This is a genomic window from Streptomyces sp. NBC_01296 (assembly GCF_035984415.1).
Taxonomy (GTDB): Bacteria; Actinomycetota; Actinomycetes; order Streptomycetales; family Streptomycetaceae; genus Streptomyces.
The window spans coordinates 2,283,858-2,298,848 of sequence record NZ_CP130720.1; the positions used below are offsets into that span (position 1 = coordinate 2,283,858).

14 protein-coding genes are annotated in these 14,991 nt (G+C 73.6%); 9 read left to right on the top strand and 5 right to left on the bottom strand.

Translation table 11 applies throughout. The features are described 5' to 3' along the window. Nucleotides 1-21: 21 nt before the first annotated feature. Complete coding sequence (locus OG299_RS10480; protein WP_327361335.1) at nucleotides 22-3,261, bottom strand: type 2 lanthipeptide synthetase LanM family protein; 3,240 nt, start codon at nucleotides 3,259-3,261, stop codon at nucleotides 22-24. A gap of 320 nt (nucleotides 3,262-3,581) precedes the next feature. Here OG299_RS10480 and OG299_RS10485 point away from each other — a divergent pair, with 320 nt between their 5' ends. The 4 genes from OG299_RS10485 (at nucleotide 3,582) to OG299_RS10500 (ending at nucleotide 6,495) form a co-directional block, all read left to right on the top strand. Next, nucleotides 3,582-4,217 carry a helix-turn-helix transcriptional regulator gene (locus OG299_RS10485; RefSeq protein ID WP_266634255.1) on the top strand — a complete coding sequence of 212 codons (636 nt, stop codon included), beginning with the start codon at nucleotides 3,582-3,584 and terminating at the stop codon, nucleotides 4,215-4,217. Continuing rightward, nucleotides 4,214-4,633: a helix-turn-helix transcriptional regulator gene (locus OG299_RS10490; RefSeq protein ID WP_327361336.1), complete on the top strand. Its 420-nt coding sequence runs from the start codon at nucleotides 4,214-4,216 to the stop codon at nucleotides 4,631-4,633. Before OG299_RS10485 ends, OG299_RS10490 begins: the two co-directional genes overlap by 4 nt. Before the next feature lie 76 nt (nucleotides 4,634-4,709). Further along, the gene (locus OG299_RS10495) at nucleotides 4,710-5,699 is read left to right on the top strand and encodes a hypothetical protein (RefSeq protein WP_327361337.1); all 990 of its coding nucleotides are present in this window, start codon (nucleotides 4,710-4,712) and stop codon (nucleotides 5,697-5,699) included. A 19-nt stretch (nucleotides 5,700-5,718) separates the two neighbouring features. Continuing rightward, on the top strand, nucleotides 5,719-6,495 hold the full coding sequence (locus tag OG299_RS10500; protein ID WP_266634249.1) for a hypothetical protein: 777 nt from the start codon (nucleotides 5,719-5,721) through the stop codon (nucleotides 6,493-6,495). Here the strand turns inward: OG299_RS10500 and msrB are convergent. The 4 genes from msrB to OG299_RS10520 form a co-directional block, all read right to left on the bottom strand. Next, nucleotides 6,447-6,854, bottom strand: coding sequence for a peptide-methionine (R)-S-oxide reductase MsrB (msrB, locus tag OG299_RS10505; RefSeq protein ID WP_266634247.1), 408 nt, complete (start codon nucleotides 6,852-6,854; stop codon nucleotides 6,447-6,449). The genes OG299_RS10500 and msrB overlap by 49 nt on opposite strands. Before the next feature lie 21 nt (nucleotides 6,855-6,875). After that, entirely contained in the window at nucleotides 6,876-8,273 is a 1,398-nt protein-coding gene (gene murC / locus OG299_RS10510; protein ID WP_327361338.1) for a UDP-N-acetylmuramate--L-alanine ligase, read from the bottom strand. 82 nt (nucleotides 8,274-8,355) lie between these two features. Next, nucleotides 8,356-8,823, bottom strand: coding sequence for an indole-3-glycerol phosphate synthase (locus OG299_RS10515; protein WP_266634243.1), 468 nt, complete (start codon nucleotides 8,821-8,823; stop codon nucleotides 8,356-8,358). A 147-nt stretch (nucleotides 8,824-8,970) separates the two neighbouring features. Then, the gene (locus OG299_RS10520; protein ID WP_327361339.1) at nucleotides 8,971-9,750 is read right to left on the bottom strand and encodes a pyrimidine reductase family protein; all 780 of its coding nucleotides are present in this window, start codon (nucleotides 9,748-9,750) and stop codon (nucleotides 8,971-8,973) included. A gap of 84 nt (nucleotides 9,751-9,834) precedes the next feature. Between OG299_RS10520 and zapE the strand changes: the two genes are divergently transcribed. The 5 genes from zapE (at nucleotide 9,835) to OG299_RS10545 (ending at nucleotide 14,987) form a co-directional block, all read left to right on the top strand. Then, nucleotides 9,835-10,899, top strand: coding sequence for a cell division protein ZapE (gene zapE, locus OG299_RS10525; protein ID WP_327364495.1), 1,065 nt, complete (start codon nucleotides 9,835-9,837; stop codon nucleotides 10,897-10,899). Between the two features lie 70 nt (nucleotides 10,900-10,969). Beyond that, nucleotides 10,970-11,395, top strand: a complete 426-nt coding sequence (locus tag OG299_RS10530; protein ID WP_030863232.1) for an OsmC family protein — start codon at nucleotides 10,970-10,972, stop codon at nucleotides 11,393-11,395. A 166-nt stretch (nucleotides 11,396-11,561) separates the two neighbouring features. Further along, nucleotides 11,562-12,914, top strand: a complete 1,353-nt coding sequence (locus OG299_RS10535; RefSeq protein ID WP_266634237.1) for an alkaline phosphatase PhoX — start codon at nucleotides 11,562-11,564, stop codon at nucleotides 12,912-12,914. Nucleotides 12,915-12,989: 75 nt separating this feature from the next. Next, entirely contained in the window at nucleotides 12,990-13,970 is a 981-nt protein-coding gene (locus OG299_RS10540) for a PPK2 family polyphosphate kinase (RefSeq protein WP_442817502.1), read from the top strand. Nucleotides 13,971-14,054: 84 nt separating this feature from the next. Next, complete coding sequence (locus OG299_RS10545; RefSeq protein WP_266634235.1) at nucleotides 14,055-14,987, top strand: polysaccharide deacetylase family protein; 933 nt, start codon at nucleotides 14,055-14,057, stop codon at nucleotides 14,985-14,987. Nucleotides 14,988-14,991 lie beyond the last annotated feature (4 nt).

Here is a 14,991-nt window from a genome sequence, read left to right on the forward strand (position 1 = left end):
TTGCCTGATGGGGAGTGGCGCTCAGTGCTGACGTGCTGCGGTGCAGAGGTGCCGATCGGGTTCGAACAGCAGGACGGACGGGACGGCCTCCGGGAAGCCCAGCCTGAGCAGGGCGTATCCGATCCCGGAGAGCCCGGTGAGGAAACCGGGCGAAGGTACGTGGTCGGGGGTGCCGCAGCGGTGGCCGTGGTCCTCGAGCCGCCCGAGGACCTCCCCGGCGCGGTGGCCGAGTGCGGCCCGGGCCCCCTCGTGGCCCTGCCCGGCGAGGACGCCGAGCAGCTCCAGGGAGCCGAGGGCGCCGTGGTGCAGGCTGAGGTCGGGGGACTCGAAGGGCGCACCCGACAGGGCGGCACACCGGTCGAGTCCTGCCGGGGGGAGGTCGGCGCCTAGTACGTCGGCGGCGGCCAGCGCGGTGCCCGCGAGGCCGGTGTGCCAGCCGAGGTCCGTGGGGCGGCGCAGCGCTTCGTCCAGCGCCGCGCGCAGCAGCGCGGCACCGGTGCGGGCATACGCGGCATCCGGCGCTCCCGCCTCCTGCGAGGCGGCGGCGTGGCGCAGCAGGGCCCAGCCGATTCCGGCGTCGCCGTGGGAGAAGCCGGGGTCCGCCGGGCGCTGTTCGGCGAGCCGCTTCTCGGCCCGGACCAGCAGCCGGTCGGCGAGCCGCCGGGCCACTGCTCCGGCCCCGGCCCCGTACGTGCGCTGCGCGGCGACGGCGGCGGCCAGGGCGCCGGCGAGGCCGTCGGCCAGATCGGCCGGCCCTTCGGCGCCCTCCTCGGCGCCCTCCAGCGCGTCGGCCTCGGCGGCGCGTTCCAGGGCGGCGAGGGCGTCGGGCAGGCAGTCGCCCAGGCCCTCGCCGAGCAGCGGGGCCAGCCGGGCCACGGTGTAGACGATGCCGCCGAGCCCGTGCAGGGCGCCGGGTCCCACCGCGGCGCCCAGCCCGGGGTTCGCGGCCAGCGTCGCGAGCAGCGCGGGCAGCGGCCGTACGGCCTGCCGGGCCAGCGCGGTGTACCGCTCGGCTCCGGTCAGGGCGCCGAGCTGGGCCAGGAACAGCGCCACCCCGCAGTAGCCCTGGGCGAGGCCGCCGCCCATCGGCAGGACGGCCCAGTGCTCGCCGGCCACCTGCTCCAGGCCGAGCCAGTTGACCCGCCCGCCGCCGTGCACCGCCCGGGCCGCGATCTCGTCCGCGATCCCGCAGGCCGCGGCCAGCAGCCGGGACGGCTCGGGTACGACGGCCGGCGCGGCGGGCCCGGCGAGGGTCGAACGGGGGCCGCCGACGCTGAGGTTGGCCCCGGTGACGGCGAGCGTCGCCGAGATGATCCACTCCTGGTCGTGGCGGTCCACCTCCCCCATGGCCGCGATCTTGTCGCGGGCGGAGCGCAGGCTCGGGGCCGGCAGCACCCCGTCGAGGCGGGTGCCCCGGGAGGTGCGCAGTGCGGTGTCGGCGGGGTGGTGGAAGAAGAGCGGTACGTCCCCGGACCACAGGTCGGCGATCTCGTCCTCGATCAGCCGCTGGCGGGCCGGGTCGTGCTCGGACTCCGCCCAGAGCACGGCGAGCACCGCGTCGCGGGTCAGGGCGTCGCGCAGCACGTCGGGGTGCGTGGACTCGTCCAGCAGGGTCGTGTAGAGGCGGGTCGAGCGGGCGATCAGGCGCCCGGGGCTGGTGGCCCAGCGGGCCAGCAGACCGCCGTCACCGGCGCCGCCCTCCTCGCCGCCCTCTGCGCCGCCGTCACCGGCGCCGCCCAGGAGTTCGGCCCGGTGCTCGGCGATGGCGTCGTACCCGGCCCGGAACCCCTCCAGCAGCGCCGCCCGGTGGTCGGCGTGGCCGGCCGCCCGGCCCTGCGGCGCCGGCCGGTTCTGCCCGGCCGCGCTGGCCACCGGGCCGCGCAGCAGCCGCATCCCGTCCGTCCCGGCGGCCTCCCAGCGCAGTCCGTCGCTGGGGTACGAGCCGCCGTCCCCGCCGCCCAGCGCCGAGATGTCCATGGCGCCGTTCTCGCCGATCAGCAGGCTCGGCAGCAGGCAGGTGCGGTACACCGAGGAGGCAAGGGCGTCCGCCGCCGGGTCGGAGCCGCAGGTCACGGCCGCCGGCAGACCGGAGTGGAGCAGGGTCTCGGCGTCCACCAGGACCGGCTGGTCACCGCAGGCGATGACGTTCTCGTAGTGCATGTCCACGCCGTCGACCGCGTAGAGGAGGGCGAGCAGCGCGCCCTGGCGCCGGTAGAACCGGTCCAGTTCGGTGGGCGAGGCGCACCAGCCGTGCTCGATGAACTCCAGCCAGCCGTACCCGTCGCCGCGCACCGAGCGGGGGGTCCGCAACCCCAGGCCCGGCACCTTGCCGTTGGCCCAGCCCACCGCCCGGTCCAGCAGGACGTGCTGGTCCAGCGGCCGGGGCTTGTAGACGACGGTCGCCCCGTCGGCGAAGCCCAGCAGGGCCACGGACCGGTTGCCCTGGTGGACGTCGCCCCGGCCGAGGTCGACCCGTACGAGGGCGCCCGGGTCGCGGCCGTGCAGCAGCCCCTCGACGATCGCCGCCCGGTCGGCGGTGAAGCGGTCCAGCAGCTCCACCGTGGCCGAGGCCGCGAGGCCGCAGGTCTGGCCCAGCATCCGCGCCAGCACCGGGTAGTGGGTGAACAGTTCGGCGAGGCCCCGACGGGTGCCGAGCCGGGCCAGGAAGGCCGCGAACCGCTCCCGCGGGGTCTCCCCGGCCAACAGGCCCTGCGTACGGGCCCGGTGGAGTTCCCGGACCAGGGTGCGGGCGGACTGCCGGATCAGCCGGTCGCCGAGCCGCTCCTCGAACGCGGTCCGCACGGCGCCGAGTTCGCCCCCGGCGAGGTCGATGTCCGCGGCCGCCTCCGCCCAGGCGGCTGCGATCAGGGGGCGCAGTGCGGGCAGGAACACCGCGGCGCCGTCCGTGTCCGCCGACGCGGAGACCGGCCGGCCGGCCTGTGCGGGGGCCTCGGCCACCCTCTGCTCGATGTACCGGGCCCACTGCGGCTTGGCCGTACGGGCCGCCAGCCGGCCGGGGGCCTCCGCCGCGAGGGCGTACGCCACGTCCTCGCCGGCTCCCAGGCCCGCCAGCCGGGCCGCGAAGCCCTCCGTGTCCCCCAGGGACCACGAGGCCGGTCGGCCGTGGGGGGCGTCGGCCGGTGCGGGTACCGGGGTACCCGGGGCGGCGAGCCGCTCCCGCAGGTTCAGGGCCCGGGCCCACCAGGAGGGGGCCAGGCCGCCGACCTGGGTTTCTTCGGCGGTGGTGGCGGTGTCAGTCACAGGAGAAAACTCGCAGAGCGCGGGGCCGCGCGCATGGGGGCCGATCCCCCATATTCCGCGGAGCCGCCCCCATGGCCCCCGCGGGCCCGGCGTACGGGTGGTGCGGCGGCGGTCGGGCGGGGTGGCCGCGCCCCGGTTGCGGCAGGTCGCCGGCCGCCTCGAGGGCTGCCTGTGCAGGATCCGTGCCTGCGGAAGGGCGCGTTCACGAATGTGGGGGCCGCGGCCCGATGCCCCACCCGGCCGGTGGCCCGCAGCCTGTGTCCAGTGCCCCTTCCGCCCGTCCGGCTACCCCGGCCGGCGGATGATCATCGGAGGACCTGGTGGGAGTACCCGTCCCTGTCGACGTCATCGCATTCGACCCCGTGCTGGAAGCCGGAACCAAGAGCACCCTGTTCGCCTGCCCGGAGTTGTGCCTGACGGCACCGGGCGGCGCACCGCGGGTCGTGGTCATGACCGTGGACCAGGTCGGCCGGCCGGAGCTCGACGTCCTGCGCACCGTCCGCGACGCCCCGGCCCGCCCCGATGTGGTGCTGGTGGCGGGCGAGTTGGCGCCCGACGGCGCCCTGCACGCCATAGCGGCCGGCGCCCGCGGGCTGCTGCGCCGCCGCGAGGCGGACGTCAATCGGCTCTCGCGCGCCGTACTGGCCGCCTCCCGCGGCGACTGCACGCTGCCGCCGGATCTGCTGGACCGGCTGCTGGAGCGCTCCGGCGCCGGCGGCCGGGCGGGCAGCGGGTCCGACGGGGGTACGGACCCGTGGGCGGCGGCGGGCCTGAGCGACCGGGAGCGCAGCGTGCTGCGCCTGGTCGCCGACGGCCACGAGACGAACGAGATAGCCAAGCAGCTGTGCTACTCGCCGCGCACCGTGACGAGCGTCGTCCACGACATCACCCAGCGGTTCCGGCTGCGCAACCGCGCGCACGCGGTCGCCTACGCCCTGCGGGTGGGCCTGCTGTGAGCGCCGTCGCCGAACTCACGCGCGAGACCGCGCCCGTACGGGTCCCCGCGGCGCCGGACCGGCTGAGCCTGCTGCGCCAGGCCGGGGACGGCCGGATGCCGTACCCGGCCCTGGTCCGCCTGCTCGGCGCGGCCACGACCGCCGGAACGGCCATCGACACCGCCGCCGCCGGAACGGCCACCGCGAGCGCACCGGGGCCCCGGTGCGCGGCGCCGCCGGACGCCCCCCGGCTCACGGCCCGCCAGACCGCGGTGCTCACGCTGATGGCGGAGGGCCATGGCAACGCGGTGATCGCCCGCACCCTGTCCTGCTCGGAGCACACGGTCAAGAACGTGATCTACGAGCTGATGTCCCGCCTCCAGGCCCGCAACCGCGCCCACGCCGTGGCCTGCGCGGTCCGGCACAGCCTCATCTGAGGCGTTGGCCGGAAAGCCGCCCTTGCCCGCGTTGCCGCGGGTGTACGGTCAACGCGCAAACACTGGACGGGGGTTGATGGGCTTGGCCGGGACGGGCGGCGAATTTCGCCACTGGGTGGAGCGGGCGGCGCTGGCGCTGATGGCCACGTCGGGCGTGGTGGTCCTGCTGGCCGATCTCTTCGGCTGGCTCGATGCGCTGGCTCCGGGAGGCGCCCTTCCCAAGGTCACGCTGCTCATCCTGAGCACGGTGACGGTGTTCCTCCTGCTCGAGCTCGACCGACTGAAGAAGCTCGACACCGTCCAGCAGAAGATGGACGCGCTGGGCCCCGAGGTGAACGAGAAGGTCACCACCCTGGAGACCAGCGTCGGCACGAAGTTCACCGCTCTGGAGACCAGCGTCGCCGCGCAGATCACCGCCCTGACCGTGAACGTCGAGGCGCACCTCTCCAAGCTGGACATCGACGCCATCGCCCAGCGCCTCAAGCGGCAGCACTACGGCGGCGTGGTCGGGGTCCACAGCCGCTTCCCCGAAGACGTGTTCACCGGGTTCCTCGAGCGCGCAGGGGAGGAGCTGGTGATCCTGCAGACCTGGATCCCCAACCTGCACCACCTCAGGTCCGCCTTGCGCAAGGTGCTCGTCGATCAGCAGGTCAGCGTGCGCATCCTGCTGCTGCACCCCTCCTCGCCGGTGGCGGGGCTGCGCGACGAGGCGCTCAGGGCGGTGCGGGATCCGGCACTCGCGGTGAACGTGAAGGCGAGCGTCGAGTCCTGCCTCGCCGGACTCGCCCAGCTGAACGGGGACCTTCCCGCCGAGAGCCGGGCGCGCCTCCAGGTGCGGGTCTACAACTCCCTGCCGTCCATCGCCGTGTTCAAGGTCGACCAGCATTTTCTGGTCAGTTCGTTCCTGCACGGCCAACTCGCCATCGATTCCACTCAGATCGAGATCGACGGCGGCGACACCGTCATGGGCGAAGAGGTCCAGCAGGAGCTGCGCACGCTGTGGAGCATCGGCAAGGACGTGGATCTCCTCGACTGGCGCACGTCGGTGGCAAGCATCAGCCTGTGATCCACGGAAAGGTACGGCCATGCACGATCTGCACGATCTGGACGCGTTCGAGGACGCACTGATCGAGGAGTTCAAGGCGCATCCGGTCCTCGCGAACGCCGCCGGGCTCCCGGACGAGGACTTCGCCGCGCTCCTGCTCCAGCGACGCTTCGTCTCCCTCGCCTTCACCCCCTCCTACGACCTCGCGATCGACCTGCTGAGCGACGAGGCGGGGCTGCGGATCGCCCGGGTCATCCTGCGCGAGGAGTATCCGGGCGGCCACGGCCTCACGCCCTCGCACCGGGAGGACATGACGCAGGACATGCGCCGGCTGGGGGTTTCCCGCCCGGCCCTGGCGGCCTCGCGCCCCACGGCGAAGACGCAGCAGGTCATCCGGGACACCCTGGAGCTGATCGCCGATGCGGGCGGCCACGCCAATGCCGACCTGCGGCTGCTGACGATCCTGCGGTTCTGGGGCGAGGTGCTGGTCTCCGTCGAGTACGGGCAGCTGTGGGAGCGGATGGCCCCCCAGCTGACCGACGACGGCAGGAACCGCTCCCGTTTCTACCACCCGCACCACGTCCACGACGCGAAGACGCACTCCCTGGCGACGGTCTCGCTGCTGTCCGGCTCCCACTCCGACCGCCTGGCCACGCGGGTGACCGAACTCCTCGCCCAGGAGGAGTCGACGGACTGCTTCAGGGAGCTCGAGGAGCGCGCCCTGCGCCTCAAGACGGCCTTCTACGACCAGTTCCTGCCCGCGGTGGCTCAGCCCCCGTCGGGGGTCAGCCGCAGCGAGATGGAGTTGATGCAGTAGCGCTGGTCGGTGGGCGTGGGGTAGCCCTCGCCCTCGAAGACGTGGCCCAGGTGGGAGCCGCACTTCGCGCAGAGCACCTCGGTGCGGACCGTCCCGTGCGAGACGTCCGCCTTCAGCTCGACGGCGTCGGAGTCCTTCGGGTCGAAGAAGGACGGCCAGCCGCAGTGCGACTCGAACTTCTCCGTGGAGCGGAAGAGCTCGGAGCCGCAGGCGCGACAGGAGTAGACGCCGGCCGTCTTGGTGTCGGTGTACTCACCACGGAACGCCGGCTCGGTGCCGGCCAGGCGCAGCACCTGGTACTCGGACGGCGTCAGCTCCGCCTGCCACTGCTCGTCCGTCTTCTCGACCTCGTACGACATGACTCTCCCGCTCCCTCGTTCTCAGTCCGTCAGGCGGGCGAGGATCGCCGGACCCAGGTCCGTGACGTCTCCCGCGCCCATGGTGAGAACGAGATCACCGGGCTTTGCCATTCCCGCGATGACGTCGGCGACGGCCGCCTTGTCGTGCTCGGCGGTGACGTCGGCGCCCGCGGTACGGGCCGCCGCGATGATGATCTCGCTGGTGATGCCGGGGATCGGGTCCTCGCGGGCCGGGTAGATGTCCAGGACCACGGCGGAGTCGGCCAGCGCGAGGGCCTGGCCCATCTCCTTGCCCAGCTCCTGGGTGCGGGAGAAGAGGTGCGGCTGGAAGACGACCAGGATCCGGGAGTCCCCGACCGCGCCCCGGATGGCCTCCAGGTCGGCGGTCATCTCGGTCGGGTGGTGCGCGTAGGAGTCGATGACCTGCACGCCCGCGGCCTCGCCCTTGAGCTGGAGGCGGCGCTTGACGCCGGTGTACTTGCCGAGGGCGGAGGCCAGGTTGTGCGCCGGGATGCCGAGGGCGACACCGGCGGCGAGGGCCGCGACGGCGTTGTGCGCGTAGTGGCGGCCGGGCACGGAGACGGTGAAGGTGAGCATCCGGCCGTCGATGACCACGGTGACCTCGCTGGTCAGACCACGCGGGGTGATCTTCGTGATCCGGACGTCGGCGCCCTCCTCCTCACCGTACGTGACGACGTTCAGGCCCTCGGTGGCGCGGACCCGGCCGGCGATCTCGGCGGCGCCCGCCTGACCGTGGGCCACGACCAGGGTGCCGCCGGGCACGATCTTGCCGACGAAGGTCTCGAAGGACTCGTAGATCTCGTCCATCGACGCGTAGTTCGCGTGGTGGTCGAGCTCCGCATTGAGGATGATCGCGACCTGCGGGGTGTACTTGTGGAAGCTGCGGTCGCTCTCGTCCGCCTCGGCCACGAAGATGTCGCCCCCGCCGTGGTGGGCGTTGGAGCCGGGGGCGTCCAGGTCCCCGCCGATGGCGTACGAGGGGTCCAGGCCCAGGGCCGACAGGGACACCGCCAGCATCGACGTGGTGGTGGTCTTGCCGTGCGTACCGGCGACCGCGATCGGCCGCAGGCCGTCCATCAGGCCGGCCAGGGCGTCGGAGCGGTGCACGACGGGGATGCCGAGCTCGGCGGCGCGGGCCAGCTCCGGGTTGTCGGCGCGGATGGCGCTGGAGACGACGACGCAGGTGGCGTCGTCGGCGAGGTGGTCGGCCGCGTGCCCGATGTGGACCGTGGCGCCGTGGGCGCGCAGCGCCCCGGCCGTCTCGGAGTCCTTGGCGTCGCTGCCGGCGACCTGCGCGCCGCGCTGGGCGAGGATCTTCGCGATGCCGGACATCCCGGCGCCGCCGATGCCGATGAAGTGCGGGCGTTCCATGGCGTTCGGCAGGCCGGGCGGCGTCATACGGGATCTCCCCAAGGTGCGGGTCGGTACGTCGGGGGTCTCGGCGGTGCGGGCCGTCCCGGCGCGTGTGTCGGACGCCAGCCTATTCGTTGTGGGCGAAGAGCTTGAGCACCGGAACCCCGACCTTGTGGCGCGCGCGGGAGGCCCAGTCCCGGTGGAAGAACTCCTCGACGAAGTGCGGGGCGGTCAGAACGATCACCTCGTCGGCGTTCGACTCCTCCACGACGGCCTTCAGCTTGTCGAGCGGGTGGTCCTCGATGATCTGCCCGCTGGCCTTGGCGCCCTTCTTGCGCAGGGCCTCCAGGGAGTGCACCAGGGCCTGCTCTGCCGGGCCGCGGGCGGCGTGGCCCTCGGGTACGTCGGCCTCGCGGAGCGCCTCGGGGAGCTCGCCGAGCGCCACGTCGTCGATGGCGCGCAGCAGCCGGTCCTGGTCGCCCCGGGGCTGCATGAGGACGAGGAAGGAGACCGGGTCGTCCCCGTGCAGGCTGGTGACGAAGTCCACGTCGACGCTGGTCAGCGGCTGCTCGATCATCAATACGCTCGTGAACACGGACGCCCTCTCCTTCATGGGCCAGGGCCGGTCGGCCGGCCCCTGCGGAAACCATCCTGCCCCGCTCTCACACGGGGCCTTGCGGGGATATGTTGCCCAGGTATGTGCCCGCCGGAAGCTAAGCGGAACAAGAAATTCCGCCCCTTCTCAGATCCGACGGTAGCTGGTGAAGAGGAACCCGGCCTCCTCCAGTACGGAGGCGGGCGCCAGCCGGTGCGGCACGGCGACCGGGGGCCCTCCGGAGATGCGCTGGGCGCCGCCCGCCACCAGCATCGGCGAGACCGTCAGGCACAGCTCGTCCAGCGCGTCGGCGGCCACGAACTGCCCCAGCAGCCGGGGACCGCCCTCCGTGAGCTGGCGGCGCAGCCCCCGGTCCGCGAGCTCCCGCACGACCCGGGCCGGATCCGCGCCGGCCCCGCTGCCGGCCACCACGACCTCGGCCCCGGCCCCGGCGGCCGCGGCCACCCGGTCCGCGGGCGCGCTCGCCCCGGTCACCACGAGGGTGGGCACCAGGGGTGAGGTGAAGAGGGGAAGCGAGAAGTCCAGGTCGAGACTGGCCGTGACCACCGCGATGGCGGCCGCGGGACCCTGCCCCGCGGCCGCGCGCCGGGCCGCGAAGGCCTCCCGGGCCCGGGCCGGGCGGTAGCCCTCCTGGCGAACCGTTTCGGCGCCGACGACCACCACATCGGCCAGCGCCCGCAGGGTGCCGAAGATCCGCATGTCGGTCTCGCCGGAGATCGGCTGCGAGCGCCCGTCGTGCTGGGCCGCGCCGTCCAGGGTGGAGACCATGTTGGCCCGCAGCCAGTGACCCTCCGGGCCGAGCTCGGGGTACGCGTACGCATCCGCGAGCTCGTCCAGCGACCACTCGCGGTCACCGCCGCCCGCGGGGGCTGGTGTCTGATCGGTCACAGGGAACAGGCGTCGCATCGGTGCAGTGTGCCACGCCCCGTAGAGTTAAGAGCTGTGTCAACATCACTCTCCACCTCCGGATCCACCTACGGGCGACCCCCGATAGCCGGCCCGGCCGACGTCGGCCCGCAGGCCCTGTGCGCCCGCGAGCCGCGGGTGCCCGCCGAACGGCTGGTGGCCGAGATGGTGCCGCCGCCCCGCTTCGACTCGGTGCGCTTCGACACGTACAACCCGGACCCCGGTCAGCCGAGCCAGTCCGAGGCCGTCACCGTGCTCAGCGGCTTCGCCGCCGGGCTGGGCGGAGCCCACGCGAGCGGCGGCGGCAAGCGCCGCTGGTTCGCGAAGAAGGCCCCGGCTGCGACCGCCCCGCGCGGGGTCTACCTCGACGGCGGCTACGGCGTCGGCAAGACCCACCTGCTGGCCTCCCTGTGGCACGCCACCCCGGCCGAGCCCGCGCTGAAGGCCTTCGGCACCTTCGTGGAGCTGACCAACCTGGTCGGCGCGCTCGGCTTCCAGCAGACGGTCCAGACCCTGGGCGGCCACCGCCTCCTGTGCATCGACGAGTTCGAACTGGACGACCCGGGCGACACCGTCCTGGTCTCCTCGCTGCTCAGCCGCCTCGTCGAGCAGGGCGTGGCGCTCGCCGCCACCTCCAACACCCTGCCCGGCAAGCTCGGCGAGGGCCGGTTCGCCGCCGCGGACTTCCTGCGGGAGATCCAGGGGCTCTCGGCGCAGTTCCGCCCGCTGCGCATCGACGGCCAGGACTACCGCCACCGCGGCCTGCCCCAGGCGCCGGCCCCGTTCTCGGACGAGCAGGTCGCCAAGGCCGCGTACGCGACCGAGGGCGCGAGCCTGGACGACTTCCCGGGCCTCCTCGAACACCTGGCCCGGGTCCACCCCAGCCGGTACGGCGCCCTCACGGACGGCATATCGGCGGTCTGCCTGACCGACGTCGGCCCGGTCCCGGACCAGTCGACGGCCCTGCGCCTCGTGGTCCTGGCGGACCGGCTGTACGACCGCGAAATACCGGTCCTGGCATCGGGCGTCCCCTTCGACGAGCTCTTCAGTGGAGAAATGCTGAACGGCGGCTACCGCAAGAAGTACTTCCGGGCCATCTCGAGGCTCACCGCACTGGCGCGCGACGCGAAACCCCTGGTGTCCCAGTAGGTTTGGAGGCGCCGGCCGTTCCCTATGGGCGACGGTCCGGCCGTTCCCACTTCCTCCGAAGGGATCCACCATGGCCACCACGCGTACCGCGCACACCAACTGGGAAGGCAACCTGCTCAAGGGCGCCGGTGTCGTCACCCTCGACTCCTCGGGTCAGGGCTCGTTCGACGTCTCCTGGCCGTCGCGCGCCGAGGCCGCGAACGGCAAGACCAGCCCGGAAGAGCTGATCGCCGCCGCGCACTCCAGCTGCTACTCGATGGCGCTCTCGCACGGCCTGGACGGTGCCGGCACCCCGCCCACCCGGGTGGAGACCAAGGCCGATGTGACCTTCCAGCCGGGTGAGGGCATCACGGGCATCCACCTGACGGTGCGCGCCGAGGTCCCGGGCCTGGACGCGGAGGGCTTCGCCGCGGCCGCGGAGGACGCGAAGAAGAACTGCCCGGTCAGCCAGGCCCTGACGGGCACGACGATCACCCTGAGCGCAGAGCTCATCTGACGGTTCCGCCCCGCGGAGGCGCCGGCCGGGCTTTCCAGCCCTGCCGGCGTTCGAGGCGCGGGGGGCCGGCCCCCGACAGTGCGGCGGCTGCTCGGCGCGTCCGGTCGCGGGGCGCGGGGCCGCGTGGTAACACGGCCCCGTCACCCCCTCGCCCCGGGAGCCGCCGATGTCCGTCACCCGCCGCACCCTGCTCGCCGCCGGCACCGGTACCGGCATCGCCTTCACCGGAGCCCTCGGCGCCCTCTTCGCCGGGAGCTCCCACGCCGCCCCGCCCCGGCAGGGGTACGGGCCGCTGCTCCCCGACCCCCGCAAGCTGCTCGACCTCCCCGCCGGGTTCCGCTACCGGGTACTCTCCCGCGCCGGCGACCCCCTCCGCTCCGGCGAGGGCACCGTGCCGGCCAACTGCGACGGCATGGCCGCCTTCGACGCGGGCTCCGGCCGCGTCCGCCTCGTCCGCAACCACGAGAACCGCACCACCGCCGCCCTCCGCGTCCCCGCCGTCGACGGCCTCACGTACGACCCCCACGCCCTCGGCGGCTGCACCCTCCTCGACCTCGACCCGAGCGGCAGCGTCACCGCCGAGCGCGTCGCCCTCGCCGGCACCGCCGTCAACTGCGCTGGCGGGCGCACCCCCTGGAACACCTGGCTCAGCTGCGAGGAGACCGAGGACCGGGCCGGGACCTCCGGGTACACCGAGGACCACGGCTACGTCTTCGAGGTCGACCCCGCCGACCCGCGCCGCTCCGGCGCCGTCCCGCTCACCGCGATGGGCCGCTTCGCGCACGAGGCCGTCGCCGTGGACCCGTACCGCGGGACCGTCTACGAGACCGAGGACGCCTTCATCGAGCCCTTCGGGCTCTTCTACCGCTTCCTGCCCGCGCAGCCGCTGCGCGGCCCCGGCTCCCTCCGCGCCGGCGGCACCCTCCACGCCCTGCGGGTCCCCGGCGTCCCGGACCTCTCCGTCGTGCAGGAGCCCGGCGCCGAGTTCCCGGTCGAGTGGGTCCCCGTACCGGACCCCTCGGCGGCGGGCACCCCGATCCGGTTCCAGGACTTCGGGCCGGGCGGGATCACCCACGCGCAGAAGCTGGAGGGCTGCTACTGGGGCGACGGCGGCGTCCACTTCGTCTCCAGCTACGCCCGCACCCTCGAGGGCGCGGCCGCCGACCACCACGGCCAGGTGTGGTTCCACGATCCGGGACGCTCAACGATCCGCCTGGACGTGCTCTTCGGCCCGGCCGCCGACATCCAGCTCCCGGGGGACTCCCCCGACAACATCTGCCTGGCCCCGGACGGCGGCCTGATGGTGTGCGAGGACGGCGGCGGGGCGCAGTACGTCTTCGGCGTCACCCCGGGCGGCGAGGTCTACCCGATGGCCCGCAACGCCGAAGACATCGGGCGGCCCGGCGCCCCGGAGTGGGGGGAGTTCGCCGGGGTCACCTTCTCCCCGGACGGGCGGACGATGTACGTCAACGCCTACACGCCCGGGACCACCTTCGCCGTGACGGGCCCCTGGCGCTGAACCGGGCGCGCCCTCGCGACCCCGTCCGATGTGGTGGAGGATCGGAGGGAATCGACCGGATCGGGGTAGGTGACGGTGGCCGAGAAGACCAAGAAGAAGGACGCGAAGGAAAAGAAGGACAAGAAGGGCAAGGACGAGAAGGGCGGCAAGGCCCCGAAGCGGGCCGGGCGGGCCGAGCCGCCCGCCCCGGACGCCCCGCTGCGTCCCCTGCTGCGCGCCCCGGCAGGTGTGGGGGTACCTCCCGGCGGTAGCCGGGGGAGCATCGACCTCGGCGCCTTCGATCCCGCCGCGACCCCCGGCGGGCCGGCCGGCAAGGCCGCAGGCCTCGCCGCCACCGCGCAGCTGGCCGGGCCGCTCGCCGCCCTGCAGGAACGGCTGTACGCGGCGAGCACCGCCGGCGACCGCCGCCGGGTCCTGCTCGTCCTCCAGGGCATGGACACCAGCGGCAAGGGCGGCACGGTCAAGCACGTGATCGGCCTGTTCAACCCCTCCGGCTGCCGGATCAGGGCCTTCAAGGCGCCCACGCCGGAGGAGCACGCACACCCCTTCCTCTGGCGCATCAGGAAGGCCCTCCCCGTGCCGGGCGAGATCGGCATCTTCGACCGCTCGCACTACGAGGACGTCCTCGTCGCCCGCGTCCGCGAGCTGGTGTCGCGCAGTCAGCTGAACCGCCGCTACGCCCAGATCAACCGGTTCGAGCAGTCCCTCGCGGACGACGGCGTCACCCTGGTGAAGGTCTTCCTCCACATCAGCCACGAGGAGCAGCGCGAGCGGCTGCTGGGGCGGCTCGACAACCCCGACAAGCACTGGAAGTTCAGCCCGGCCGACATCGACGACCGCGGCCTGTGGCCCGAGTACCGGCACGCGTACGAGCTGGCCCTGGAGCGCTGCTCCAGCGACGCCGCGCCCTGGTACGTGGTCCCCGCGGACCGGAAGTGGTACCGCAACTGGGCGGTCAGCAAGCTGCTGCTGGAGCATCTGGAGGAGCTGGATCCGCGCTATCCCGCGGCCGGTTTCGACGTGGCGGAGTGCCGCAAGCGGCTGCTGGAGACCTGACGCCCGTCACACGGTCGGGCGATTCGTATGCCCGCGCCCGCGCCGCTGCGGTCTGCTTGGCAGATGGTCATATATTTTGCGTCCGTGACCCTTTCTGTGCGCAATGTGGCGGTCGCGGCCGCCCTCAGTGCCGCTCTCTGCAGCGCCCTCGCCGGATGCGGAGGCGGCAGCGGCAGCTCCGCATCCGGTTCCGGTTCCGGCCACCAGGCCGCCCGTATGGGCACCCCCGGGCCCTCCGCGTCGCCGTCCTCCGCCTCCTCGGCCGGCGCGCCGCAGGCCGCCGGCTCCTCCCCGGCCGCCGCCCCGCCGCCCGCCAAGGCCCCGACCCTGGCGCCCGGCCCGAACGGCCTGACCCCGGTCTTCGAGCGGGCGAAGCAGCAGACCGACAAGACCGTCGCGCTGACCTTCGACGCCGACATGACCTCCGACCAGGGGCCGCGCGCCGCGGGCGGGGAGCACTTCGACAACCCCCAGCTGATCTCGACCCTGCGCACGCTCAAGGTGCCCTCGACGATCTTCATGACCGGCCGCTGGGCCGAGGAGTACCCGGACCAGGCCAAGGCCATCGGCACCGACCCGAACTTCGAGATCGCGAACCACTCGTACAGCCACCACGCCTTCACCTCTCCCTGCTACGGGCTCCCGGCGCTCGACGCGGCCGCCGCCCGCGCCGACGTGGACCGGGCCTTCGCCGCGTTCCGTACGGCCGGCGCGGTCAACACGGTCCCGTACTTCCGCTTCCCCGGCGGCTGCTACAACGACCAGGCGCTGCGCGCCATCTCCACGGCCAAGGTCACGGCCGTCCAGTGGGACGTGGTCAGCGGGGACGCCTTCGCCAAGGACCCGGACGCGGTGGCCGAGCAGGTCCTCACCGGGGTGAAGCCCGGCTCGGTGGTGGTCATGCACTGCACGCGCAGCGCCGCCCCCGTCACCGAGGAGGCCGTCCAGAAGATCGTCCCGGAGCTGCGCAAGCGCGGCTACCGCTTCGTGAAGGTGTCCGAGCTCATCGGCAAGTAGGCCG